This window comes from Synechocystis sp. PCC 6714 (assembly GCF_000478825.2).
Classification (GTDB): Bacteria; Cyanobacteriota; Cyanobacteriia; order Cyanobacteriales; family Microcystaceae; genus Synechocystis.
Window position 1 is genome coordinate 409,823 of the sequence record NZ_CP007542.1, and the last position, 24,604, is coordinate 434,426.

The following is a 24,604-nucleotide window of genomic DNA, read 5'->3' on the forward strand; positions in this document are numbered from 1 at the left end:
ATTACCCTTAAGGGATTAGCCCTGGGTATTTTGGCTTATTTTCTGAGCCCGTCGTCCTAATTACGTTTAATAGCTTAATTAAATTTTCCTGGGGTTTTCCTGCCTCAATAAGCTTCCATTGTATTCACCGCCGCTTGAATCCTAAATAATTGCCCAATTTTTTCGAGTCTCTCAATTCCCAATATGCATAACTCGACTTTGTTCGTCCTGGACTCCCGTGTATTCCATGGGGGTCTACTTCGGGCGGCGGTTAAGCCAGAAATTACGACCATAACTCTGGATTTCAACCAAGATGGTCTCCGGCAGATTAGCCAAGCCCTGGGAGAACAGAGCAGTATTAATTCTTTGCATATTCTTTGCCATGGTTCCCCTGGTTGTCTTCACTTAGGTAATGGTCATCTAGGTTTGGATAATTTGGCCCACCGCAGTGAGGAACTAAGGGAATGGTTTGCTGGGGTTGAGTGTCCCCAAATATTTCTCTATGGCTGCAATGTGGCCGCCGGTGATGCCGGTACGGAATTTGTCGAAAAGTTAGCTGGGTTAACTGGGGCTGGTGTTTCCGCTTCCACCACGGCGATCGGGCACCAGGCTCTAGGTGGTGATTGGTATTTAGATTTTCAAACGGGTGATATTATCATGGAAAATATTTTCTCTGCTTCTGAATTAGCGGCTTATCCTGGGGTGTTGGACGGCAACGGGAAATGGTCTTTATTTGACCTAGTAGATTTCTCTGGTATTTACACCGAGCGACTCGATGCCCTGCAATTACTAGTACAAGAACAACTTTCCAGCTTTTTTGCCCAATCCGACTATCTCACGCAGTTAGCCATTCCTTTTAGTGCCACCGCTGGTGATGGCTGGATGGGTAATGCAGAGTCTTTGCGTTCTACCATTTTGGATGGAAATTACCAGATCCGTTTGGAAGTGCGATCGGGCGCTGAATTACAGGGGGCATTGGGAGCCTACAGCGCGGCTGGAACCACTGGTACCCCGACCATTTATTTGAATAGCGATTGGTTTGCCACTGCCAACCAAGAGCAAATTGTTGCTGTTTTGCTCGAAGAAATTGGCCATGATTTCGACCAAATTTTAAATAATGGAGCTGATAGCCGAGGCGATGAAGGGGAAATATTTTCCAATTTAGTGTTGGGTAATGAGTTTGATTTGGGGGGACTTCAGCAAGAGGGCGATCGCAAGGTTCTTACTATTGATGGGCGATCGGTAGTGGTAGAAACTGCCCTTCCTGCCGTTGGCTCTATAGGTCTTGCGGCAAATACTTGGCAAAACCTCAAAGCAGGAAATGACCCAAATAAAGCTTCTGATGGAAGTTGGACTGCTAATTCCGCCGATCTTGTCGGTTCAGCTGCAGAACCCTATATTCAAATTAAATACGATGCTGACGAGGTAGCCTTTAAGATCAGAGCGGAACCCCAGTCCGGCTCATTCAAAGCCCTGATAGGTGTTTTTATTGACATAGATGGTGACGGCTCCCCTGATTTTACCGTTGAGTTAAATGTTGATAACTCTAATCAAGCTCCTTCCGGATACACAGTTGGCGCTTTTAATTTTATTCCCATCACCGTCGGCACAGGTCCTACTGCTAATACCAGTCCTAGTACTACAGTTATTCCTGCAGCCAATACAAATACTTACTTTGCCTTAAATACAAGCAATGTTGTTGCTGGAGTGTTTGGTTCTGGTGCCGCCGCCGGTATACCGGTTGATGTAGACAATGACTCTACTAATGAAAACTACTACGTTTTTAAATTTAGTCTTGCTGATCTTAACACTTTCATTAATGGCCTATCCACAGCGTATAAAAAACCGACAATTCTCAACCCTTCTCAATGGAATGCAGCGGCGTTAACTGCCTCCAACAGTTTAAATTCCATCAATGGAGATGTCGGTGGTGGCGCTTTCACTCAAAACACTCTGTGGACAGATATTTTTGGTATAAATAGTGGCCCCGTCCTTTCAATACCCAGTACCCTCAACTATACAGAAAACCAGACTGGAACAGCAATAAACACGAGCATCACTGTTGCTGACTCGAATAACACAACTTTAAGCAGTGCCACGGTATCTATTACCAGCAATTTCCAATCAGGACAAGACACCCTAGCCTTTACCAACAATAATTCCACCACTTTTGGTAATATTTCTGCCATTTATGATTCTTCAACTGGGGTTCTAACCCTAACATCTGCTGGCTCCACTGCGACTCTAGCTCAATGGCAATCAGCCCTTCGAGCAGTAACCTACAGCAACAATAGTGAAGCACCCAGTACTTCTGCGAGAACCATCTCTTATCAGATTAATGACGGCCAAAATAATAACAATCTCAGCAACATAATCACCAGTACGGTCAATGTAACAGCCGTTAATGATGCGCCGGTCAATACCCTGCCGGCAACGTTCAGCGTAAATGAGGACACAAACTTAACCTTGACCGGTTTGTCCATCAGCGATGTAGATGCTGGAACGGGCGATGTAACCGTAACACTGTCGGTCAATTCAGGGACTTTATCTGCATCGTCATCAGGAAATGTCACAGTAAATAACTCTGGGACTAGTTCTATTGTCCTCACTGGTACAGTTGCCAATATCAATACATTCCTTACTGGCTTTGCCCCTGTTTTTGCTCCCAGCGCTAACTTCAACGGTGCTGTTACCCTCACCATGGTCACCAATGATGGCGGTAATACAGGAGGTGCAGCACTATCTGATACTGACACCTCAACTATTACCGTCAATTCCGTCAACGATGCGCCAATCAATACCCTGCCAGGCACGTTCAGTGTAAATGAAGACACTAACCTAACCTTGACCGGTTTGTCCATCAGCGATGTAGATGCTGGAACAGGCGATGTAATCGTAACACTGTCGGTCAATTCAGGGACTTTATCTGCATCATCATCAGGAAATGTCACAGTAAATAACTCTGGGACTAGCTCTATTGTCTTAACTGGCACAGTTGCCAATATTAATACATTCCTTACTGGCTCTGCCCCTGTTTTTGCTCCCAGCGCTAACTTCAACGGTGCTGTTACCCTCACCATGGTCACCAATGATGGCGGTAATACAGGAGGTGCAGCACTATCTGATACTGACACCTCAACTATTACCGTCAATTCCGTCAACGATGCGCCAATCAATACCCTGCCAGGCACGTTCAGTGTAAATGAAGACACTAACCTAACCTTGACCGGTTTGTCCATCAGCGATGTAGATGCTGGAACAGGCGATGTAATCGTAACACTGTCGGTCAATTCAGGGACTTTATCTGCATCATCATCAGGAAATGTCACAGTAAATAACTCTGGGACTAGCTCTATTGTCTTAACTGGCACAGTTGCCAATATTAATACATTCCTTACTGGCTCTGCCCCTGTTTTTGCTCCCAGCGCTAACTTCAACGGTGCTGTTACCCTCACCATGGTCACCAATGATGGCGGTAATACAGGAGGTGCAGCACTATCTGATACTGACACCTCAACTATTACCGTCAATTCCGTCAACGATGCGCCAATCAATACCCTGCCAGGCACGTTCAGTGTAAATGAAGACACTAACCTAACCTTGACCGGTTTGTCCATCAGCGATGTAGATGCTGGAACGGGCGATGTAACCGTAACACTGTCGGTCAATTCAGGGACTTTATCTGCATCATCATCAGGAAATGTCACAGTAACTGGTTCTGGAAACAGCTCTATTGTCTTAACTGGCACAGTTGCCAATATCAATACATTCCTTACTGGCTCTGCCCCTGTTTTTGCTCCCAGCGCTAACTTCAACGGTGCTGTTACCCTCACCATGGTCACCAGTGATCAAGGTAATACCGGCTCAGGGGGCTCACAATCCGATACTGATACCTCAACTATCACTGTCAATGCCGTCAATGATGCTCCCTCTGGTGCTGACAAGACGGTCAACACCACAATAGGTAACACCTACACATTTACGGTTGCAGATTTTGGATTTAGTGATTCTAATGATAATCCTGCCAATAACTTCCAATCCGTAATTATCACAAATGTTCCCCAAGGTTTAACTTGGAATAATGGAACAAATGACATTGCCGTAACAGAAGCACAAGAAATTAACTTTGCTGATATAACAGGCGGAAAATTAAAGTTCACATCCAATACTGTTTCAACGCCATTGTTCTTCTTCCAAGTCAAAGACGACGGCGGTATCTCTAATGGTGGACAGAATACCGATCAAAGTCCTAACACTATGACAATAAGTGTGGCGAGTTCTGACACAACCCTTCCCACTGTTATCAGTATCCTCCGTAACAACCCAACCTCAGAGATAACCAATGCTGACTCGTTAACCTTTCAAGTTACGTTCTCTGAAAATGTTCAAAATGTTGATGCAAGTGACTTTACCCTTAGTGGAACCGGTATAACTGGCGCCACCATTAGCAATGTTTCTGGTAGTGGAAGTGTTTACACCGTAACCGTCACAGATATTGCCAATAATAATGGAACCGTCAATCTTGACTTTGCCGGTGGACAAAATATAGAAGACATCGCCAACAATGCTCTGATCAATACTGTTCCTACAACTGATGAGCAATACACTTTAGACAACACCGCACCGAGTGCCCCAGTTGTAACGATTACGGAAGATGCCAACAATGATGGGTTCATCAATGGTGGGGAATTGAATGGGCTAGTAGATGTATCGGTGGCGCTACCAGGAAATGCCGTAGCCGGGGATAGCCTGACCATCACCGATGGCACCACCCCCCAGACCATAGTCTTAACCGCCGCCCAAATCAGTGCTGGGGTAGTAACCACCCAGGTAGCAGTACCCGCCGAAGGTGCCACCCTGACGGTGAGCGCCTTTGTGACGAATATTGCCGGCAACCAAGGAGCCAATGGTAGCGATAGTGCCGTACTAGATACCACCGCACCGAGTGCCCCAGTTGTAACGATTACGGAAGATGCCAACAATGATGGGTTCATCAATGGTGGGGAATTGAATGGGCTAGTAGATGTATCGGTGGCGCTACCAGGAAATGCCGTAGCCGGGGATAGCCTAACCATCACCGATGGCACCACCCCCCAGACCATAGTCTTAACCGCCGCCCAAATCAGTGCTGGGGTAGTAACCACCCAGGTAGCAGTACCCGCCGAAGGTGCCACCCTGACGGTGAGCGCCTTTGTGACGGATATTGCCGGCAACCAAGGAGCCAATGGTAGTGATAGTGCCGTACTAGATACCACCGCACCGAGTGCCCCAGTTGTAACGATTACGGAAGATGCCAACAATGATGGGTTCATCAATGGTGGGGAATTGAATGGGCTAGTAGATGTATCGGTGGCGCTACCAGGAAATGCCGTAGCCGGGGATAGCCTAACCATCACCGATGGCACCACCCCCCAGACCATAGTCTTAACCGCCGCCCAAATCAGTGCTGGGGTAGTAACCACCCAGGTAGCAGTACCCGCCGAAGGTGCCACCCTGACGGCGAGCGCCTTTGTGACGAATATTGCCGGCAACCAAGGAGCCAATGGTAGTGATAGTGCCGTACTAGATACCACCGCACCGAGTGCCCCAGTTGTAACGATTACGGAAGATGCCAACAATGATGGGTTCATCAATGGTGGGGAATTGAATGGGCTAGTAGATGTATCGGTGGCGCTACCAGGAAATGCCGTAGCCGGGGATAGCCTAACCATCACCGATGGCACCACCCCCCAGACCATAGTCTTAACCGCCGCCCAAATCAGTGCTGGGGTAGTAACCACCCAGGTAGCAGTACCCGCCGAAGGTGCCACCCTGACGGTGAGCGCCTTTGTGACGGATATTGCCGGCAACCAAGGAGCCAATGGTAGCGATAGTGCCGTACTAGATACCACCGCACCGAGTGCCCCAGTTGTAACGATTACGGAAGATGCCAACAATGATGGGTTCATCAATGGTGGGGAATTGAATGGGCTAGTAGATGTATCGGTGGCGCTACCAGGAAATGCCGTAGCCGGGGATAGCCTGACCATCACCGATGGCACCACCCCCCAGACCATAGTCTTAACCGCCGCCCAAATCAGTGCTGGGGTAGTAACCACCCAGGTAGCAGTACCCGCCGAAGGTGCCACCCTGACGGTGAGCGCCTTTGTGACGAATATTGCCGGCAACCAAGGAGCCAATGGTAGCGATAGTGCCGTACTAGATACCACCGCACCGAGTGCCCCAGTTGTAACGATTACGGAAGATGCCAACAATGATGGGTTCATCAATGGTGGGGAATTGAATGGGCTAGTAGATGTATCGGTGGCGCTACCAGGAAATGCCGTAGCCGGGGATAGCCTAACCATCACCGATGGCACCACCCCCCAGACCATAGTCTTAACCGCCGCCCAAATCAGTGCTGGGGTAGTAACCACCCAGGTAGCAGTACCCGCCGAAGGTGCCACCCTGACGGTGAGCGCCTTTGTGACGGATATTGCCGGCAACCAAGGAGCCAATGGTAGTGATAGTGCCGTACTAGATACCACCGCACCGAGTGCCCCAGTTGTAACGATTACGGAAGATGCCAACAATGATGGGTTCATCAATGGTGGGGAATTGAATGGGCTAGTAGATGTATCGGTGGCGCTACCAGGAAATGCCGTAGCCGGGGATAGCCTAACCATCACCGATGGCACCACCCCCCAGACCATAGTCTTAACCGCCGCCCAAATCAGTGCTGGGGTAGTAACCACCCAGGTAGCAGTACCCGCCGAAGGTGCCACCCTGACGGTGAGCGCCTTTGTGACGAATATTGCCGGCAACCAAGGAGCCAATGGTAGCGATAGTGCCGTACTAGATACCACCGCACCGAGTGCCCCAGTTGTAACGATTACGGAAGATGCCAACAATGATGGGTTCATCAATGGTGGGGAATTGAATGGGCTAGTAGATGTATCGGTGGCGCTACCAGGAAATGCCGTAGCCGGGGATAGCCTGACCATCACCGATGGCACCACCCCCCAGACCATAGTCTTAACCGCCGCCCAAATCAGTGCTGGGGTAGTAACCACCCAGGTAGCAGTACCCGCCGAAGGTGCCACCCTGACGGTGAGCGCCTTTGTGACGGATATTGCCGGCAACCAAGGAGCCAATGGTAGTGATAGTGCCGTACTAGATACCACCGCACCGAGTGCCCCAGTTGTAACGATTACGGAAGATGCCAACAATGATGGGTTCATCAATGGTGGGGAATTGAATGGGCTAGTAGATGTATCGGTGGCGCTACCAGGAAATGCCGTAGCCGGGGATAGCCTGACCATCACCGATGGCACCACCCCCCAGACCATAGTCTTAACCGCCGCCCAAATCAGTGCTGGGGTAGTAACCACCCAGGTAGCAGTACCCGCCGAAGGTGCCACCCTGACGGTGAGCGCCTTTGTGACGGATATTGCCGGCAACCAAGGAGCCAATGGTAGTGATAGTGCCGTACTAGATACCACCGCACCGAGTGCCCCAGTTGTAACGATTACGGAAGATGCCAACAATGATGGGTTCATCAATGGTGGGGAATTGAATGGGCTAGTAGATGTATCGGTGGCGCTACCAGGAAATGCCGTAGCCGGGGATAGCCTGACCATCACCGATGGCACCACCCCCCAGACCATAGTCTTAACCGCCGCCCAAATCAGTGCTGGGGTAGTAACCACCCAGGTAGCAGTACCCGCCGAAGGTGCCACCCTGACGGTGAGCGCCTTTGTGACGGATATTGCCGGCAACCAAGGAGCCAATGGTAGTGATAGTGCCGTACTAGATACCACCGCACCGAGTGCCCCAGTTGTAACGATTACGGAAGATGCCAACAATGATGGGTTCATCAATGGTGGGGAATTGAATGGGCTAGTAGATGTATCGGTGGCGCTACCAGGAAATGCCGTAGCCGGGGATAGCCTAACCATCACCGATGGCACCACCCCCCAGACCATAGTCTTAACCGCCGCCCAAATCAGTGCTGGGGTAGTAACCACCCAGGTAGCAGTACCCGCCGAAGGTGCCACCCTGACGGTGAGCGCCTTTGTGACGGATATTGCCGGCAACCAAGGAGCCAATGGTAGTGATAGTGCCGTACTAGATACCACCGCACCGAGTGCCCCAGTTGTAACGATTACGGAAGATGCCAACAATGATGGGTTCATCAATGGTGGGGAATTGAATGGGCTAGTAGATGTATCGGTGGCGCTACCAGGAAATGCCGTAGCCGGGGATAGCCTGACCATCACCGATGGCACCACCCCCCAGACCATAGTCTTAACCGCCGCCCAAATCAGTGCTGGGGTAGTAACCACCCAGGTAGCAGTACCCGCCGAAGGTGCCACCCTGACGGTGAGCGCCTTTGTGACGGATATTGCCGGCAACCAAGGAGCCAATGGTAGTGATAGTGCCGTACTAGATACCACCGCACCGAGTGCCCCAGTTGTAACGATTACGGAAGATGCCAACAATGATGGGTTCATCAATGGTGGGGAATTGAATGGGCTAGTAGATGTATCGGTGGCGCTACCAGGAAATGCCGTAGCCGGGGATAGCCTAACCATCACCGATGGCACCACCCCCCAGACCATAGTCTTAACCGCCGCCCAAATCAGTGCTGGGGTAGTAACCACCCAGGTAGCAGTACCCGCCGAAGGTGCCACCCTGACGGTGAGCGCCTTTGTGACGAATATTGCCGGCAACCAAGGAGCCAATGGTAGTGATAGTGCCGTACTAGATACCACCGCACCGAGTGCCCCAGTTGTAACGATTACGGAAGATGCCAACAATGATGGGTTCATCAGTGGTGGGGAATTGAATGGGCTAGTAGATGTATCGGTGGCGCTACCAGGAAATGCCGTAGCCGGGGATAGCCTAACCATCACCGATGGCACCACCCCCCAGACCATAGTCTTAACCGCCGCCCAAATCAGTGCTGGGGTAGTAACCACCCAGGTAGCAGTACCCGCCGAAGGTGCCACCCTGACGGTGAGCGCCTTTGTGACGAATATTGCCGGCAACCAAGGAGCCAATGGTAGTGATAGTGCCGTACTAGATACCACCGCACCGAGTGCCCCAGTTGTAACGATTACGGAAGATGCCAACAATGATGGGTTCATCAATGGTGGGGAATTGAATGGGCTAGTAGATGTATCGGTGGCGCTACCAGGAAATGCCGTAGCCGGGGATAGCCTAACCATCACCGATGGCACCACCCCCCAGACCATAGTCTTAACCGCCGCCCAAATCAGTGCTGGGGTAGTAACCACCCAGGTAGCAGTACCCGCCGAAGGTGCCACCCTGACGGTGAGCGCCTTTGTGACGAATATTGCCGGCAACCAAGGAGCCAATGGTAGTGATAGTGCCGTACTAGATACCACCGCACCGAGTGCCCCAGTTGTAACGATTACGGAAGATGCCAACAATGATGGGTTCATCAATGGTGGGGAATTGAATGGGCTAGTAGATGTATCGGTGGCGCTACCAGGAAATGCCGTAGCCGGGGATAGCCTGACCATCACCGATGGCACCACCCCCCAGACCATAGTCTTAACCGCCGCCCAAATCAGTGCTGGGGTAGTAACCACCCAGGTAGCAGTACCCGCCGAAGGTGCCACCCTGACGGTGAGCGCCTTTGTGACGAATATTGCCGGCAACCAAGGAGCCAATGGTAGCGATAGTGCCGTACTAGATACCACCGCACCGAGTGCCCCAGTTGTAACGATTACGGAAGATGCCAACAATGATGGGTTCATCAGTGGTGGGGAATTGAATGGGCTAGTAGATGTATCGGTGGCGCTACCAGGAAATGCCGTAGCCGGGGATAGCCTGACCATCACCGATGGCACCACCCCCCAGACCATAGTCTTAACCGCCGCCCAAATCAGTGCTGGGGTAGTAACCACCCAGGTAGCAGTACCCGCCGAAGGTGCCACCCTGACGGTGAGCGCCTTTGTGACGGATATTGCCGGCAACCAAGGAGCCAATGGTAGTGATAGTGCCGTACTAGATACCACCGCACCGAGTGCCCCAGTTGTAACGATTACGGAAGATGCCAACAATGATGGGTTCATCAATGGTGGGGAATTGAATGGGCTAGTAGATGTATCGGTGGCGCTACCAGGAAATGCCGTAGCCGGGGATAGCCTAACCATCACCGATGGCACCACCCCCCAGACCATAGTCTTAACCGCCGCCCAAATCAGTGCTGGGGTAGTAACCACCCAGGTAGCAGTACCCGCCGAAGGTGCCACCCTGACGGTGAGCGCCTTTGTGACGAATATTGCCGGCAACCAAGGAGCCAATGGTAGTGATAGTGCCGTACTAGATACCACCGCACCGAGTGCCCCAGTTGTAACGATTACGGAAGATGCCAACAATGATGGGTTCATCAGTGGTGGGGAATTGAATGGGCTAGTAGATGTATCGGTGGCGCTACCAGGAAATGCCGTAGCCGGGGATAGCCTAACCATCACCGATGGCACCACCCCCCAGACCATAGTCTTAACCGCCGCCCAAATCAGTGCTGGGGTAGTAACCACCCAGGTAGCAGTACCCGCCGAAGGTGCCACCCTGACGGTGAGCGCCTTTGTGACGAATATTGCCGGCAACCAAGGAGCCAATGGTAGTGATAGTGCCGTACTAGATACCACCGCACCGAGTGCCCCAGTTGTAACGATTACGGAAGATGCCAACAATGATGGGTTCATCAATGGTGGGGAATTGAATGGGCTAGTAGATGTATCGGTGGCGCTACCAGGAAATGCCGTAGCCGGGGATAGCCTAACCATCACCGATGGCACCACCCCCCAGACCATAGTCTTAACCGCCGCCCAAATCAGTGCTGGGGTAGTAACCACCCAGGTAGCAGTACCCGCCGAAGGTGCCACCCTGACGGTGAGCGCCTTTGTGACGAATATTGCCGGCAACCAAGGAGCCAATGGTAGTGATAGTGCCGTACTAGATACCACCGCACCGAGTGCCCCAGTTGTAACGATTACGGAAGATGCCAACAATGATGGGTTCATCAATGGTGGGGAATTGAATGGGCTAGTAGATGTATCGGTGGCGCTACCAGGAAATGCCGTAGCCGGGGATAGCCTGACCATCACCGATGGCACCACCCCCCAGACCATAGTCTTAACCGCCGCCCAAATCAGTGCTGGGGTAGTAACCACCCAGGTAGCAGTACCCGCCGAAGGTGCCACCCTGACGGTGAGCGCCTTTGTGACGAATATTGCCGGCAACCAAGGAGCCAATGGTAGCGATAGTGCCGTACTAGATACCACCGCACCGAGTGCCCCAGTTGTAACGATTACGGAAGATGCCAACAATGATGGGTTCATCAATGGTGGGGAATTGAATGGGCTAGTAGATGTATCGGTGGCGCTACCAGGAAATGCCGTAGCCGGGGATAGCCTGACCATCACCGATGGCACCACCCCCCAGACCATAGTCTTAACCGCCGCCCAAATCAGTGCTGGGGTAGTAACCACCCAGGTAGCAGTACCCGCCGAAGGTGCCACCCTGACGGTGAGCGCCTTTGTGACGAATATTGCCGGCAACCAAGGAGCCAATGGTAGCGATAGTGCCGTACTAGATACCACCGCACCGAGTGCCCCAGTTGTAACGATTACGGAAGATGCCAACAATGATGGGTTCATCAATGGTGGGGAATTGAATGGGCTAGTAGATGTATCGGTGGCGCTACCAGGAAATGCCGTAGCCGGGGATAGCCTGACCATCACCGATGGCACCACCCCCCAGACCATAGTCTTAACCGCCGCCCAAATCAGTGCTGGGGTAGTAACCACCCAGGTAGCAGTACCCGCCGAAGGTGCCACCCTGACGGTGAGCGCCTTTGTGACGGATATTGCCGGCAACCAAGGAGCCAATGGTAGTGATAGTGCCGTACTAGATACCACGCCCACCGATGTTGTGCCCCTGGACATCACCAATGAAACTGACACCGGGGCCGATGACCTATTAACTAATAATGGCAACCCGGAACTGACTTTCACCGGTGAGCCGGGATTAGAGATTATTCTCAGGGGTCCTGACGGTAACCCCGTTAACCCAGATGCTTACGAAGTAGTAGAAACCCCCGGCGCGAATCCCGGTGATCCTTCTACCTACACCGTTAAATTGATTGACGCTGACCCGTCTGACCCAGATAGTGATCCGTTTGGGGACTTTTTCAATGGCGCTACAACAGGCAATGGGGCAAATACCGGTGATGGCATTTACACCATCACAGCAACGGATAGCGCGGGCAACAGTTCTGATGTGGGTCAATTTGAGATTGACACTAATGCTCCTAGTTCTCCCGGTGGTGGTGGCAATGGCTCATTAGACATCGGTGCCCCGACAGATAGTGGAGCCGATGACCTATTAACCAATAATGGCAACCCAGAACTGACTTTCACCGGCGAGCCGGGATTAGAGATTATTCTCAGGGGTCCTGACGGTAACCCCGTTAACCCAGATGCTTACGAAGTAGTAGAAAACCCCGGTGCCAATCCCGGTGATCCTTCCACCTACACCGTTAAATTGATTGACGCTGACCCGTCTGACCCAGATAGTGATCCGTTTGGGGACTTTTTCAATGGCGCTACAACAGGTAATGGGGCAAATACCGGTGATGGCATTTACACCATCACAGCAACGGATAGCGCGGGCAACAGTTCTGATGTGGGTCAATTTGAGATTGACACTAATGCTCCTAGTTCTCCCGGTGGTGGTGGCAATGGCTCATTAGACATCGGTGCCCCGACAGATAGTGGAGCCGATGACCTATTAACTAATAATGGCAACCCGGAACTGACTTTCACCGGTGAGCCGGGATTAGAGATTATTCTCAGGGGTCCTGACGGTAACCCCGTTGACCCAGATGCTTATGAAGTAGTGGAAACCCCCGGCGCCAATCCCGGTGATCCTTCCACCTACACCGTTGAATTGATTGACGCTGACCCGTCTGACCCAGATAGTGATCCGTTTGGGGACTTTTTCAATGGCGCTACAACAGGTAATGGGGCAAATACCGGTGATGGCATTTACACCATCACAGCAACGGATAGCGCGGGCAACAGTTCTGATGTGGGTCAATTTGAGATTGACACTAATGCTCCTAGTTCTCCCGGTGGTGGTGACAATGGCTCATTAGACATCGGTGCCCCGACAGATAGTGGAGCCGATGACCTATTAACCAATAATGGCAACCCGGAACTGACTTTCACCGGTGAGCCGGGATTAGAGATTATTCTCAGGGGTCCTGACGGTAACCCCGTTGACCCAGATGCTTACGAAGTAGTGGAAACCCCCGGCGCGAATCCCGGTGATCCTTCTACCTACACCGTTAAATTGATTGACGCTGACCCGTCTGACCCAGATAGTGATCCGTTTGGGGACTTTTTCAATGGCGCTACAACAGGTAATGGGGCAAATACCGGTGATGGCATTTACACCATTACGGCAACGGATACTGCGGGCAACAGTTCTGATGTGGATCAATTTGAGATTGACACTAATGCTCCTAGTTCTCCCGGTGGTGGTGGCAATGGCTCATTAGACATCGGTGCCCCGACAGATAGTGGAGCCGATGACCTATTAACTAATAATGGCAACCCGGAACTGACTTTCACCGGTGAGCCGGGATTAGAGATTATTCTCAGGGGTCCTGACGGTAACCCCGTTGACCCAGATGCTTACGAAGTAGTGGAAACCCCCGGCGCGAATCCCGGTGATCCTTCCACCTACACCGTTAAATTGATTGACGCTGACCCGTCTGACCCAGATAGTGATCCGTTTGGGGACTTTTTCAACGGCGCTACAACAGGCAATGGGGCAAATACCGGTGATGGCATTTACACCATCACAGCAACGGATAGCGCGGGCAACAGTTCTGATGTGGGTCAATTTGAGATTGACACTAATGCTCCTAGTTCTCCCGGTGGTGGTGGCAATGGCTCATTAGACATCGGTGCCCCGACAGATAGTGGAGCCGATGACCTATTAACCAATAATGGCAACCCAGAACTGACTTTCACCGGCGAGCCGGGATTAGAGATTATTCTCAGGGGTCCTGACGGTAACCCCGTTAACCCAGATGCTTACGAAGTAGTAGAAAACCCCGGTGCCAATCCCGGTGATCCTTCCACCTACACCGTTAAATTGATTGACGCTGACCCGTCTGACCCAGATAGTGATCCGTTTGGGGACTTTTTCAACGGCGCTACAACAGGCAATGGGGCAAATACCGGTGATGGCATTTACACCATTACGGCAACGGATACTGCGGGTAACACGTCCGAAGTGGGTCAATTTGAGATTGACACTAATGCCCCTAGTTCTCCCGTTGTTGGTGGCGCCGAACTTTTGGCGGTTAATGACCAAGCAACCGTAGTCATTGGCGATCTGGGCTTTGGCTCTGTCAATATCAACGTCTTAACCAATGACCGAGGAACTGGCATCCGCATTACTGATCTCACCCAACCCCTTAAGGGCACAGCGGTGCTGCGGGATAATGGCACTCCTAACAATGGCAGTGACGACTTTGTTGTCTATCACATCCATGAGGAATTGCTAGATTTACGCTCGGCCACAGGCCCTGTACGCGTAGATATCAGCGATATCTTCAGCAGTGCCAGCTATAACAATTCTGTCGGTTTTTACCAAGTTTTGGATCATTACGGCACCATTCTTGATCCAACTTCTGGGCGACTTCTAACCCCGGCGGATCCGGAATACAGAAATGTAGCCCTGGCTAGTGCTGTTCCTGGACTACAAATCAGTAAGAACAACCCCGTTCAGTCCATCGAACTACCCGGAGGCGCTATTTATGCTCCGTTCCTGACTTCTGACCAAGGCAACGGCCAAGTGAATCACTTCTTCTCCCTCATTGACGCTAATGTCGGTCAGGTTGACTATGTTCGTTTTGCCAATGGCACCTATAGCTTTGAAGACAGTTCCTTTGGCGATCGGGATTTCAATGATCTGCGATTTGACATTAACATTGCTCCCCAAGACAATTTTAGCTCTCCAAACCTTGGCATCGGTAGTAACGGAGGTGTTTTCTCTCCCGGAGGACTCCTAGATCAGTTTTCCTACACCATTACGGACGTTAATGGGGCAAGGCAGACGGCCAACGTTGCCATTGACCATCGAGAAAATCTCAAATTCACCATGATGGAAGTGGATGGAGATTTCAAAAATGAGGTGGTTATTTTCAAGGTGGATGATGCCCAGGGAATTATCAACGGCATTGCCCCCGGAGAATCAGGTTATTTAGAAGCCGCATTGCAAAATGGCCAGGTAATATTCACCGGCGTGAGTAATCGGACCCAGCTTTTTGACCAACCTTTGACCCGCATTATGGATGAATCTGAAGTCGGCGATAATTTTGGCTTCCTGTTAATCCAGAATAATTCCCTTGATATGGTGCTCAGGGAGCAAACCACCGGTGCCATATCCACGCCGATTTTCTTCAGTCAGGCGATCGCCAATGGCAATCAAATCCAACAAATCTTGAGTAGTGATGGGCAGGGGATAATTGTTGCCTGGGAAGACATGGGCCAGGGGGGAGACGGTGACTTCAACGACTTTGTTTTTAAGGTGGAACTAACCGATCAACCATTGCCCTTAGGCGCAACCTACCAAGGCGGTTCCCAAGCTGAAATCTTTTTCAATGGGAACAACCAAAGTATTCAAATGGGTATGGAGATTCAGGCAAATAGTGCCTTCCAAAATACCGTTGGCTTCTATGTGGTTGAAAATGCCCAGGGCAGCATTCTGGATTACAGCACTGGTCAACGTCTCAACCCTGGGGATGCCGACTATGCCCAGGTGGCAGTGCAACAACGGCTAGCCCTCGCTTCCAACGGCCAACCCATCGGATTGGAACTAAGTCCAGGGCAAATCATTGCTCCGTTCCTGATCGCCAATGCTACGGAAAATCAGTTTCTGACCGCTAATCCCAATAATGTTGCCATTGATGGATTGCCAGTGGCATTTTTCCCCTACATCAACGCCAATGGCGACAAAATAGACCATTTCCGGTTACTAGCAGACAATACCTTTGGGGTGGAAGATTCCCTGGGCGGCGGCGATTTTGACTATAACGACGTGTTGATCAAAATCAATCAAACACCGTTTAACCAAGAATTACTGGATCTCCGTTCCCAGAATGGCCCGGTAAGTATTGGGCTGACAGAAATCACCAGCGATGCTTCATTTGGTCTCTCCATTGGTTTTTACCGGGTGGAAAATCAGTTTGGTGCCATCACCGATCCCCTAACGGGACAAATTCTTAATCCCACTGATAGCAACTATCAAAGCGTAGCACTGCAAAACAGCGCCGCTCAATTCACCGTCACCGCCGGCACCACCACCCAGCTATTACAACTGGTCGGAGGAAGCTTATTTGCTCCTTACTTCACCGTCAGTCAGTCCGACGGCAATGTGTTTAATTACTTCTCCTTCCTGGGGGCTAACCCGGATCAAGCTGACCATATCCGCTTCTTGGACAATACCTTCCAGTTTGAAGATACTTTTGGGGGAGGGGATATGGACTTCAATGACCTCCAGTTCCGAATTAACGTCCAATAGTCATTAGTCAGTAGACAAAGGAAAGATTAGCCCTGGATTTTCTGCTTAGGCGGATCCGGGGCTAGGCTGATTTTGGCAAATTTGAAGAAACTATGGGGATTGGCTCCATTCTCCAAAAAAAACCTTAAGATGATTGGGATCTTTGACGTTTTGGGTATTCCCATCCCCGGCGATCGCCATTGGGGAAGCTTTTTGGGATTTTACCGTCAGTGAGTTCGTAAGTCCGGTTTGCCTTTCCGTAGCCCCCCAGGTTTATGTTGCTGAGTATCTCCAACGTTTTCATCAAAAACCCCGTGCTGACCACGGTGTGCACCATCGTTATCATCCTCATCGGGGCGATCGCCTTACCTCTGTTGCCCCTGGCCAAATTACCGGACATGGCCCCCAAACAGGTGCAGGTGACCACCAACTATGTGGGTTCCGATGCCCAAACCGCGGTGGATAACGTCACCACGGTACTAGAACGACAGATTAACGGTACGGAGCAGGTCATCTACATGAACTCCTACACCGACAACACCGGCACCAGCACCATCAACGTCTATTTTCCGGTGGAAATGGACCGCAACATTGCCCAGGTCTTGGTGCAAAACAACGTCTCCATTGCCGCGTCCAGCTTGCCGGAAGTTGTTAACCGCCAGGGGGTAACAACCCAGACCCAGTCCCCCTCCGTCACCATTGCCTATGGGGTTTATTCCGAAAATGATGACCAAGGAAAACCCATCTACGACGATGTTTTTGTCAGCAACTTTGTGGACCGGGTGCTACTGGACGAAATTAAACGGATTGAGGGGGTAGGCTCCGCCGCCATCATTGGAGCGTCCGAATATGCGATGCGGTTTTGGTTAGACCCCGACGCCCTAGCCGCTAGGGATTTAACCGCCTCAGACGTCCTTGATGCCATCCGTAACCAAAACGTCCAAGTGGGGGTAGGGGGGGTTAACCTACCACCGGTGACGGACCAACAACGTTTCCAGATTAATGCCCGGGCCCTAAGCCGTTTTACCACCCCCGAAGAGGCGGAACAAATTGTGGTCAAAGTAGGGGAGGACGGTGGTCTCATCCGCATTAAAGATGTGGGAAGGGCCACCATCGGTACCCAAAACTATATTCAGACCGCCCTATTTAACAATGCCCCAGCAGTGGCTTTTGTTATCTACCAATTACCCGGCACTAACGCCCTAGACACCGCCAACATGGTCAAGGAAAAAATGGCCGAGTTGCAACCCATGTTTCCGCCGGGGTTAAACGCGGATGTGGCTTTGGATAACACTTTGTTTGTAACTGCTTCCCTAGAGGAGGCGGTGATGACCCTAGTGGAAGCCATTTTGCTGGTAATTCTGGTAATTTTTATCTTTCTGCAAAACTGGCGCACCACTTTGATTCCTGCCCTAGCCATCCCCGTTTCCCTCATTGGGGCCATGGCCTTTGCTTTGGCTTTCGGTTTTAGCTTGAACCAATTAACCCTCTTTGGGGTCATCCTGGCCACAGGGCTAGTGGTGGATGACGGCATTCTGGTGGTGGAGGCGATCGAAGTTAAATTAGACCAGGGCATGAAACCGTTTCAAGCAGCCCTGGATGCCATGGGGGAACTGACGGGGGCAGTAATTTCCACTTCCTTGGTGTTGATGGCGGTGTTCATTCCCGTCACCTTTTTCCCCGGCACCACCGGCATTGTCTATAAGCAATTTGCCGTCATTATGGCTTCAGCTGTGGCCGTTTCCACCTTTAATGCCATTAGCTTTTCCCCCAGTATGTCCGCCATTCTCATGCGTCGTAAACAGGCGTCCCATGGGCCCCTTGCTTGGTTTTTCAATTTGTTTAACCGAGGGTTCGACTGGATGAAAGAGCGGTACGGGGACGTCATCGCCATGGTATTGAAGGTGAGACTGTTAGCCATTCCCATCTACATCGCCAGCATTGCCCTCACTGCCTTTGTTTACAACATGACCCCCACTGGATTTATCCCAGAAGAAGACCAAGGCTACTTCTTCATGCTAGGCAATTCTCCGGCGGGGGTTTCCATTGAATACACCAAGGATGTGATTTCCCAAGCCACCGAGATTGTGGCTGCCCGGGAGGAAGTGGAACACGTGCTGGGTATGGGGGGGTTCAGTTTTCTGGGTAATGACAGCAGCAAATCCCTCTTTTTCGTCAAGCTAAAAAATTGGGATGAGCGTCCGGGGCAAAAGGGTTCTGTCTTCGGTCTTTTAGCCCAAATTAATCGGGAATTAGCCCAAAAAATCCCCGATGCCCAGGTATTTGCGGTTAACGCTCCCCCGGTGGATGGCTTAAGTAGCACCGGAGGCCTTGATTTTTATATTCAAAATCGGGGTGGTATTCCCCTGGGCAACTTCTTGGATTACGTCCAGCAATATATGGAGAAATTGCGCCAGGAGCCAGCCCTAGATCCCCGGACGGTTTTCACTCAATTTACGTTTAATGCTCCCCTGTTGGAAATTGGGGTGGACCGGGAGAAAGCCAACGCCCAAAATGTCGATATTTCCGAAGTTTTCAGCACCATTGGCACTTATATGGGGTCGAACTATATTAACCAGTTTGTTTTGGAAGGACGACTCTACCAAGTCTATGCCATGGCCGATGGGCAGTTCCGTTCCAATCCCCGGGACATTGGCCGCCTTTATGTCCGTTCCCGCACTGGTGCTTTGGTGCAATTGAGTAATCTGATCGATGTTAAGCAAACCACCCACCCACCCATTCTGACCCACTTCAATATTTACCCCGCTGTGGATGTGCAGGCATCCCCCGCCGCCGGTTACAGTACGGGCCAAGCGATGGAGGCCATGGAACGTTTATCCCGGGAATTATTCCCGGAATCCATTGGTTATGCTTGGTATGGCACAGGCTACGAAGAACTGCAATCGGCTGGGGCGGCACCGATTATTTTCGGTCTAGCTTTCATTATGGTGTTTCTGGTACTATCTGCTCAGTACGAGAGCTATGTGGATCCGGCCATTATTATGATGACGGTGCCCCTTGCCATCTTGGGGGCCATGGGGGCCATTCTCCTGCGGGCCAATTTCATGGTGGCTACTAAGATGGTGTGGCCAGCGGTGAACAATAACGTCTATGCCCAGGTGGCATTGGTGATGTTGATTGGTCTAGCCAGTAAAAATGCCATTTTGATTGTGGAATTTGCCAACCAAGCCATGGACTTGGGCATGAAGATTCCCCAGGCGGCGGCCTTTGCTGCGAAAGAAAGGATGCGACCTATTTTGATGACGGCCATTTCCGGGTTAGTGGGTTTTTGGCCGTTGGTGATTGCTTCTGGGGCTGGGGCCATGAGTCGTTGGTCTTTGGGCACAGCTATTTTTGGAGGGTTCTTAATTTCCACAGTGCTGAGTTTGTTCCTAGTGCCTGTGCTCTATACCCTTGTTAAAGAGGCTGAAGCTCGCTTTTTGAAGGGGGAAAAGGGGGAAGATGGTTCTAATCCGCCTCCTTCCTCCGGGGAAGATAATGGGGAGCCTGTCACTAACCCCAGCTAGCAAGATCAGGGGCCAGCAACCTAGACTAGAAAGTAAAGCCAATGGCTTTGGGGCAACTTAAATTATGGAATTTTCTAGCTTGAGGGGGAGGCATTAACCTATGGCGATCGCCACTATTAATCCGGCCACGGGCCAAACGGTGCAGACTTTCAGCGCCCATGGTCCGGCAGAAGTAAATGCCAAACTGGATTTGGCCCAGGAAACATTCCAAAGTTTTCGTCATTTATCCTTTGCCCAACGGGGTCAATGGTTACGGCAGGCGGCGGATATCCTCGAACAACGGCAGGAACAATGGGCTGCCCTAATGACGTTGGAAATGGGTAAACCAATCCAACAGGCGATCGCCGAGGTGAAGAAATGTGCGCTGGTCTGTCGTTTTTATGCCGATCAGGCCGAGGAATTCCTGGCCGATGAAATGGTACCCACCGATGCCAGTCAGAGTTTTATTGCCTACCAACCCCTGGGGGTGATTTTGGCGGTGATGCCCTGGAATTTTCCTTTTTGGCAAGTGTTTCGTTTTGCGGCCCCCGCTCTGATGGCCGGTAATGTGGCCCTGCTCAAACACGCTTCCAACGTTCCCCAATGTGCTCTGGCGATCGCCGAAATTTTCCAAACCGCAGGCTTTCCCGAGGGAGCTTTTCAGACTTTATTAATTGGAGGAAAGGCGGCCAGCGAGTTAATGGCCGACGACCGCATCCAAGCAGGAACCTTAACGGGCAGTGAACCGGCCGGAGCTAGTTTCGCCAGCGCCGCCGCAGGGCAAATTAAAAAAACTGTGTTGGAATTGGGCGGTTCCGACCCCTTCATCGTCCTCGAAGATGCCAACCTGGAGGAAGCCATCAAAACAGCGGTGCCAGCCCGGATGCAAAATAATGGTCAATCCTGCATTGCCGCCAAAAGATTCATTGTCCAAGCCAGTATTGCCCAGGAATTTTTTCAGCGTTTAACGGAGAAATTTCAAGCTCTCCAAGTGGGCGATCCGAACCTAACAACCACTGATATTGGTCCCCTAGCCACCCCGGACATTCTGGCCGACATAGTTGAGCAAGTAGACCAGACCATTACCGCTGGGGCCCGATGCTGGTGTGGAGGTAAGCCCTTAGACCAGCCTGGAAACTTTTACCCCCCCACTTTGCTCACCAATATTCCCCTCCATGCCCCCACCTATCGCCAAGAGTTTTTTGGTCCCGTCGCTCTAGGATTTACCGTCAATAATTTAGAGGAGGCGATCGCCCTAGCCAATGACATTCCCTTTGGTTTAGGGGCCAGTGCGTGGACAAGTAACCCGGAAAATCAACAAAAACTAATCCGGGGCATAGAAGCCGGGGCTGTATTTATTAACGGTATGACCAAATCCGATCCCCGCATTCCCTTTGGCGGCATTAAACGTTCCGGCTTTGGGCGGGAACTGGGACGCATGGGCATTTTAGAGTTTGTCAACGCCAAAACTGTTTGGATTGCTTAGTCCACCACCACTTTCAAATCGCTACCAAAATAGCATCGTTTTGTTGATGAAAAATCCCTTTTAGCATGGTGAATCTAAATCATTTAGTTCAAATATAGTCAATCAAAATAACATTGAGACGACTAAAGTCTTTACCAAAGACGCTTTTAGCTCTGGTCAGTGTCTTACTTTCAATTAAGTCAACTATAAATTTCACCACCACTTGAGCGAATGGAGTTGATACCAATAGGAAGATGACTCTGATGCAATGGCTGAATGTCCCCTCCAACTGGAAACAATTAGGCGATCGCTTAATCGTTAAAACCGCTCCCAAAAAAGATTTCTGGTGTATTACCCACTATGGATTTATCCGTGACAATGGCCACTTTTATTTCGATACTGTGAGCACCGACTTTGTTGTGGAGGTTAAAATTCGTGGCAGCTACCAGGATCTATACGACCAGGCGGGCATTATGCTCCGGGTCGATGAGAAGCACTGGATTAAAACTGGCAAAGACTTCCATGAGATGGGCCAGGCTAAAATCATTCCGATTAGTCTATTCTTTCTTATTCCCACTGAAAAGCCGCCATGGATAATGTGCCATAGGTAAATCCCCGGTGAATTCTTTGACCTTGAGGTTGAGAAGCGGCTCCCATCGCTACAAATAGGGGCAAAAAATGTTCCGGAGTCGGATGGTTCCGCTGGGCTTCGGGGGCAGTTTGTTCATAATTAAGCAGGGTTTGGCGATCGCCGTTTTCAATGGCGTCCACTAACCATTGGTCAAAACTGAGCGTATAGTCCAAGGGGGCGGAATCTTTGCCATAACGGCGAAATCCATACAAGTCATGGGTCGCACTGCCGCTGCCCAGGATAAGAACACCTTTTTGCCTCAATTTTTGCAAAGCCTGGCCAATTTTCCAGTGATACTCTGCATTTTGACTTGGTTGAAGCGATAGCTGAATCACCGGAATATTAGCTTCTGGATACATTAACTTTAGGGGAACCCAAACTCCGTGATCAAAGCCCCGGCTGGGATGCAACTGGGCCGGAAAACCAGCATTTGTCAAAGCGGCGATCGCCTGATTCGTAAAAATCTCAGAACCAGTGGCGGGATAATTTAATTGATAAAGTGCTTCAGGAAAGCCAAAGAAATCATAAATCGTTTGACGTTGGGGATTAAATGTCACCAATGGTTCCGGGGTTTCCCAGTGGGCAGAAATGCAAATAATGCCCTTGGGTTGAGGAATTTGTTGGCCCAATGCCATGAAAAATTCCGTAGTCTCATCCTTTTCTAAAATCAAACTTGGCGCACCATGGGAAATAAATATGGTTGGAAGTAAGGCCATAGGGTATCGAGAATAAATTCCCAGCAAGGAACATGGAAGAGCTGATGAGGGCAATTAATTTTGCCCCATTTAGATATTTTACCGCCGGAATATTTGATCCCAGCCCTTCGGCAACCTGGAAATGGAGCACAGTCTCCTCGGAGTAAAAAATTTTTGTATAATTCCGGGAACGGTATTATTTCCTTACCCCGCCTGAATGGTTAAGTCCGCATCTACTCCTCTCCTATCCATTGCAATTCGTGCGGCCACAGTGGAAGACATCCCGCCCCTGGCTAATCTATTGCTCAAAAGTTTCCATCCACCCCAAAATTGGCTAATGTGGAGCTATCCCTTCTTGCGGTTGGGCATCAGTGAAGATTTGCGACTACGGATGCGGAATGGGGACAGTGCTTACCACTGTTTGATCGCAGTCAACTCCGACAATGGAGAAATCATCGGCACTGCGGAAGTTTCCCTCAAGCACTGGTTTACCCGGCCCAAAACCACCGCCTACATCTCCAACCTGGCCGTTAGTCCCCAACACCGTCGCCTGGGCATCGCTAAGCAGTTAATTCAAAAATGTGAAGCCATCGCCGATCAATGGCAATGCGGCCGCCTTAGTCTCCATGTGATGGAAAATAACCTAGGGGCCCAAAATCTCTATCAAACCCTGGGATTTATCTACCAAGAGGCGGAATGGAGTTGGCGGGCCTGGCTATGGCAAAAACCCCGGCGTTTACTATGGGAAAAAATTCTCACTACGGAAGTTCTTTGTCCCACCCCCATTCACCAAAGCCCCTGATGACTCCCGCCGAGGCACTGTTGGGGCATCTGCAAAATAAGCAATGCCTGGTGATCAATCCCCGTCGCCGCAATGGGGTCATTTTGATCAAGCCCTACCACGCTGAATTTGCCGGCCCTGGCGCTTTTGTCGGGGGAGATTTAGACGAGGATGTAACCCTCTGTTATCCGGTAGGCAATCTCTCTTGGTTGCCCTCTGCTTCCCCCACCGAACAAATTAAGGCCTATCTAATCCGTCGACAATGGACTGTACTACTCAAACAAATTGTCGATAATCCCATTCCCATGGAAAGGGCCCAAGTAATTCTCAATCAGTTAGAAAATTGGTTCGATGACCGCACCGTTGCTTTTCTACCGGATTCCGCCGTGGCTTCCCTAGTGGGGGTTCTTCCTTCTACGGTAAGGGGCGCTCGTCCCAATGCCACAGTTTTTTAGGCGCAGGTCAAGGGGCAACTTTAGCCACTGACAAACATGGCAATGAAAATAATTATTGTTATCATCAATGGTGCCATAGAGCCGCGCTCTACCTCCGAATTTGAGGGGTTTTAGTGGATCTTTTGGACTGTAAATGTGATCGAACCAGTAATTTTTCCGGGGAGAAAATATAGTTTTCAGCCGAATAATTTTGCTTCAATAACCTGAAGTTAATTGGAGGTTAAGGTTCTGTTAAGCAAAGCTTAAGGGGCAGATGACACTTATAAACATGTTTTATGAATAAGCTATTGGCGCATAAGTCCGGAGTGGATTTGGGTGAAAACTCTAGGGGACAGCAAGCAATTGGTGGCGAAATTGCTAGGCAAAAAGCTTTTCCCACAAGGATTATACGTTTTTTGCATCGCTCTATACACAGCACCCTTGGAATTGTTTGGGATAGATGCTAAAATCCCGGGTGAGGAATTTTTTGGTCTTTACTTGATCAAGAAAAAGGTTAATAAAC

At 50.6% G+C, this 24,604-nt stretch carries 7 protein-coding genes; 6 read left to right on the forward strand and 1 reads right to left on the reverse strand.

What is annotated here, in order from left to right; all coding sequences use genetic code 11:
- Window positions 1-183: 183 nt before the first annotated feature.
- The 4 genes from D082_RS01885 (at window position 184) to D082_RS01900 (ending at window position 22,151) form a co-directional block, all read left to right on the forward strand.
- Window positions 184-16,590: a DUF4347 domain-containing protein gene (locus D082_RS01885; protein WP_051738641.1), complete on the forward strand. Its 16,407-nt coding sequence runs from the start codon at window positions 184-186 to the stop codon at window positions 16,588-16,590.
- Window positions 16,591-16,844: 254 nt separating this feature from the next.
- The gene (locus D082_RS01890; protein WP_028948689.1) at window positions 16,845-20,096 is read left to right on the forward strand and encodes an efflux RND transporter permease subunit; all 3,252 of its coding nucleotides are present in this window, start codon (window positions 16,845-16,847) and stop codon (window positions 20,094-20,096) included.
- A gap of 100 nt (window positions 20,097-20,196) precedes the next feature.
- Window positions 20,197-21,561: an NAD-dependent succinate-semialdehyde dehydrogenase gene (locus D082_RS01895; protein ID WP_028948688.1), complete on the forward strand. Its 1,365-nt coding sequence runs from the start codon at window positions 20,197-20,199 to the stop codon at window positions 21,559-21,561.
- A 233-nt stretch (window positions 21,562-21,794) separates the two neighbouring features.
- The gene (locus D082_RS01900) at window positions 21,795-22,151 is read left to right on the forward strand and encodes a DUF1349 domain-containing protein (RefSeq protein WP_038529914.1); all 357 of its coding nucleotides are present in this window, start codon (window positions 21,795-21,797) and stop codon (window positions 22,149-22,151) included.
- Here the strand turns inward: D082_RS01900 and D082_RS01905 are convergent.
- Window positions 22,108-22,887: a class III extradiol ring-cleavage dioxygenase gene (locus D082_RS01905; protein ID WP_028948687.1), complete on the reverse strand. Its 780-nt coding sequence runs from the start codon at window positions 22,885-22,887 to the stop codon at window positions 22,108-22,110. The genes D082_RS01900 and D082_RS01905 overlap by 44 nt on opposite strands.
- 196 nt (window positions 22,888-23,083) lie before the next feature.
- On the opposite strand from D082_RS01905, the gene D082_RS01910 reads away from it, so the two are divergent.
- Complete coding sequence (locus D082_RS01910; protein WP_028948686.1) at window positions 23,084-23,668, forward strand: GNAT family N-acetyltransferase; 585 nt, start codon at window positions 23,084-23,086, stop codon at window positions 23,666-23,668.
- On the forward strand, window positions 23,668-24,102 hold the full coding sequence (locus D082_RS01915; protein ID WP_238546795.1) for a hypothetical protein: 435 nt from the start codon (window positions 23,668-23,670) through the stop codon (window positions 24,100-24,102). Before D082_RS01910 ends, D082_RS01915 begins: the two co-directional genes overlap by 1 nt.
- Window positions 24,103-24,604 lie beyond the last annotated feature (502 nt).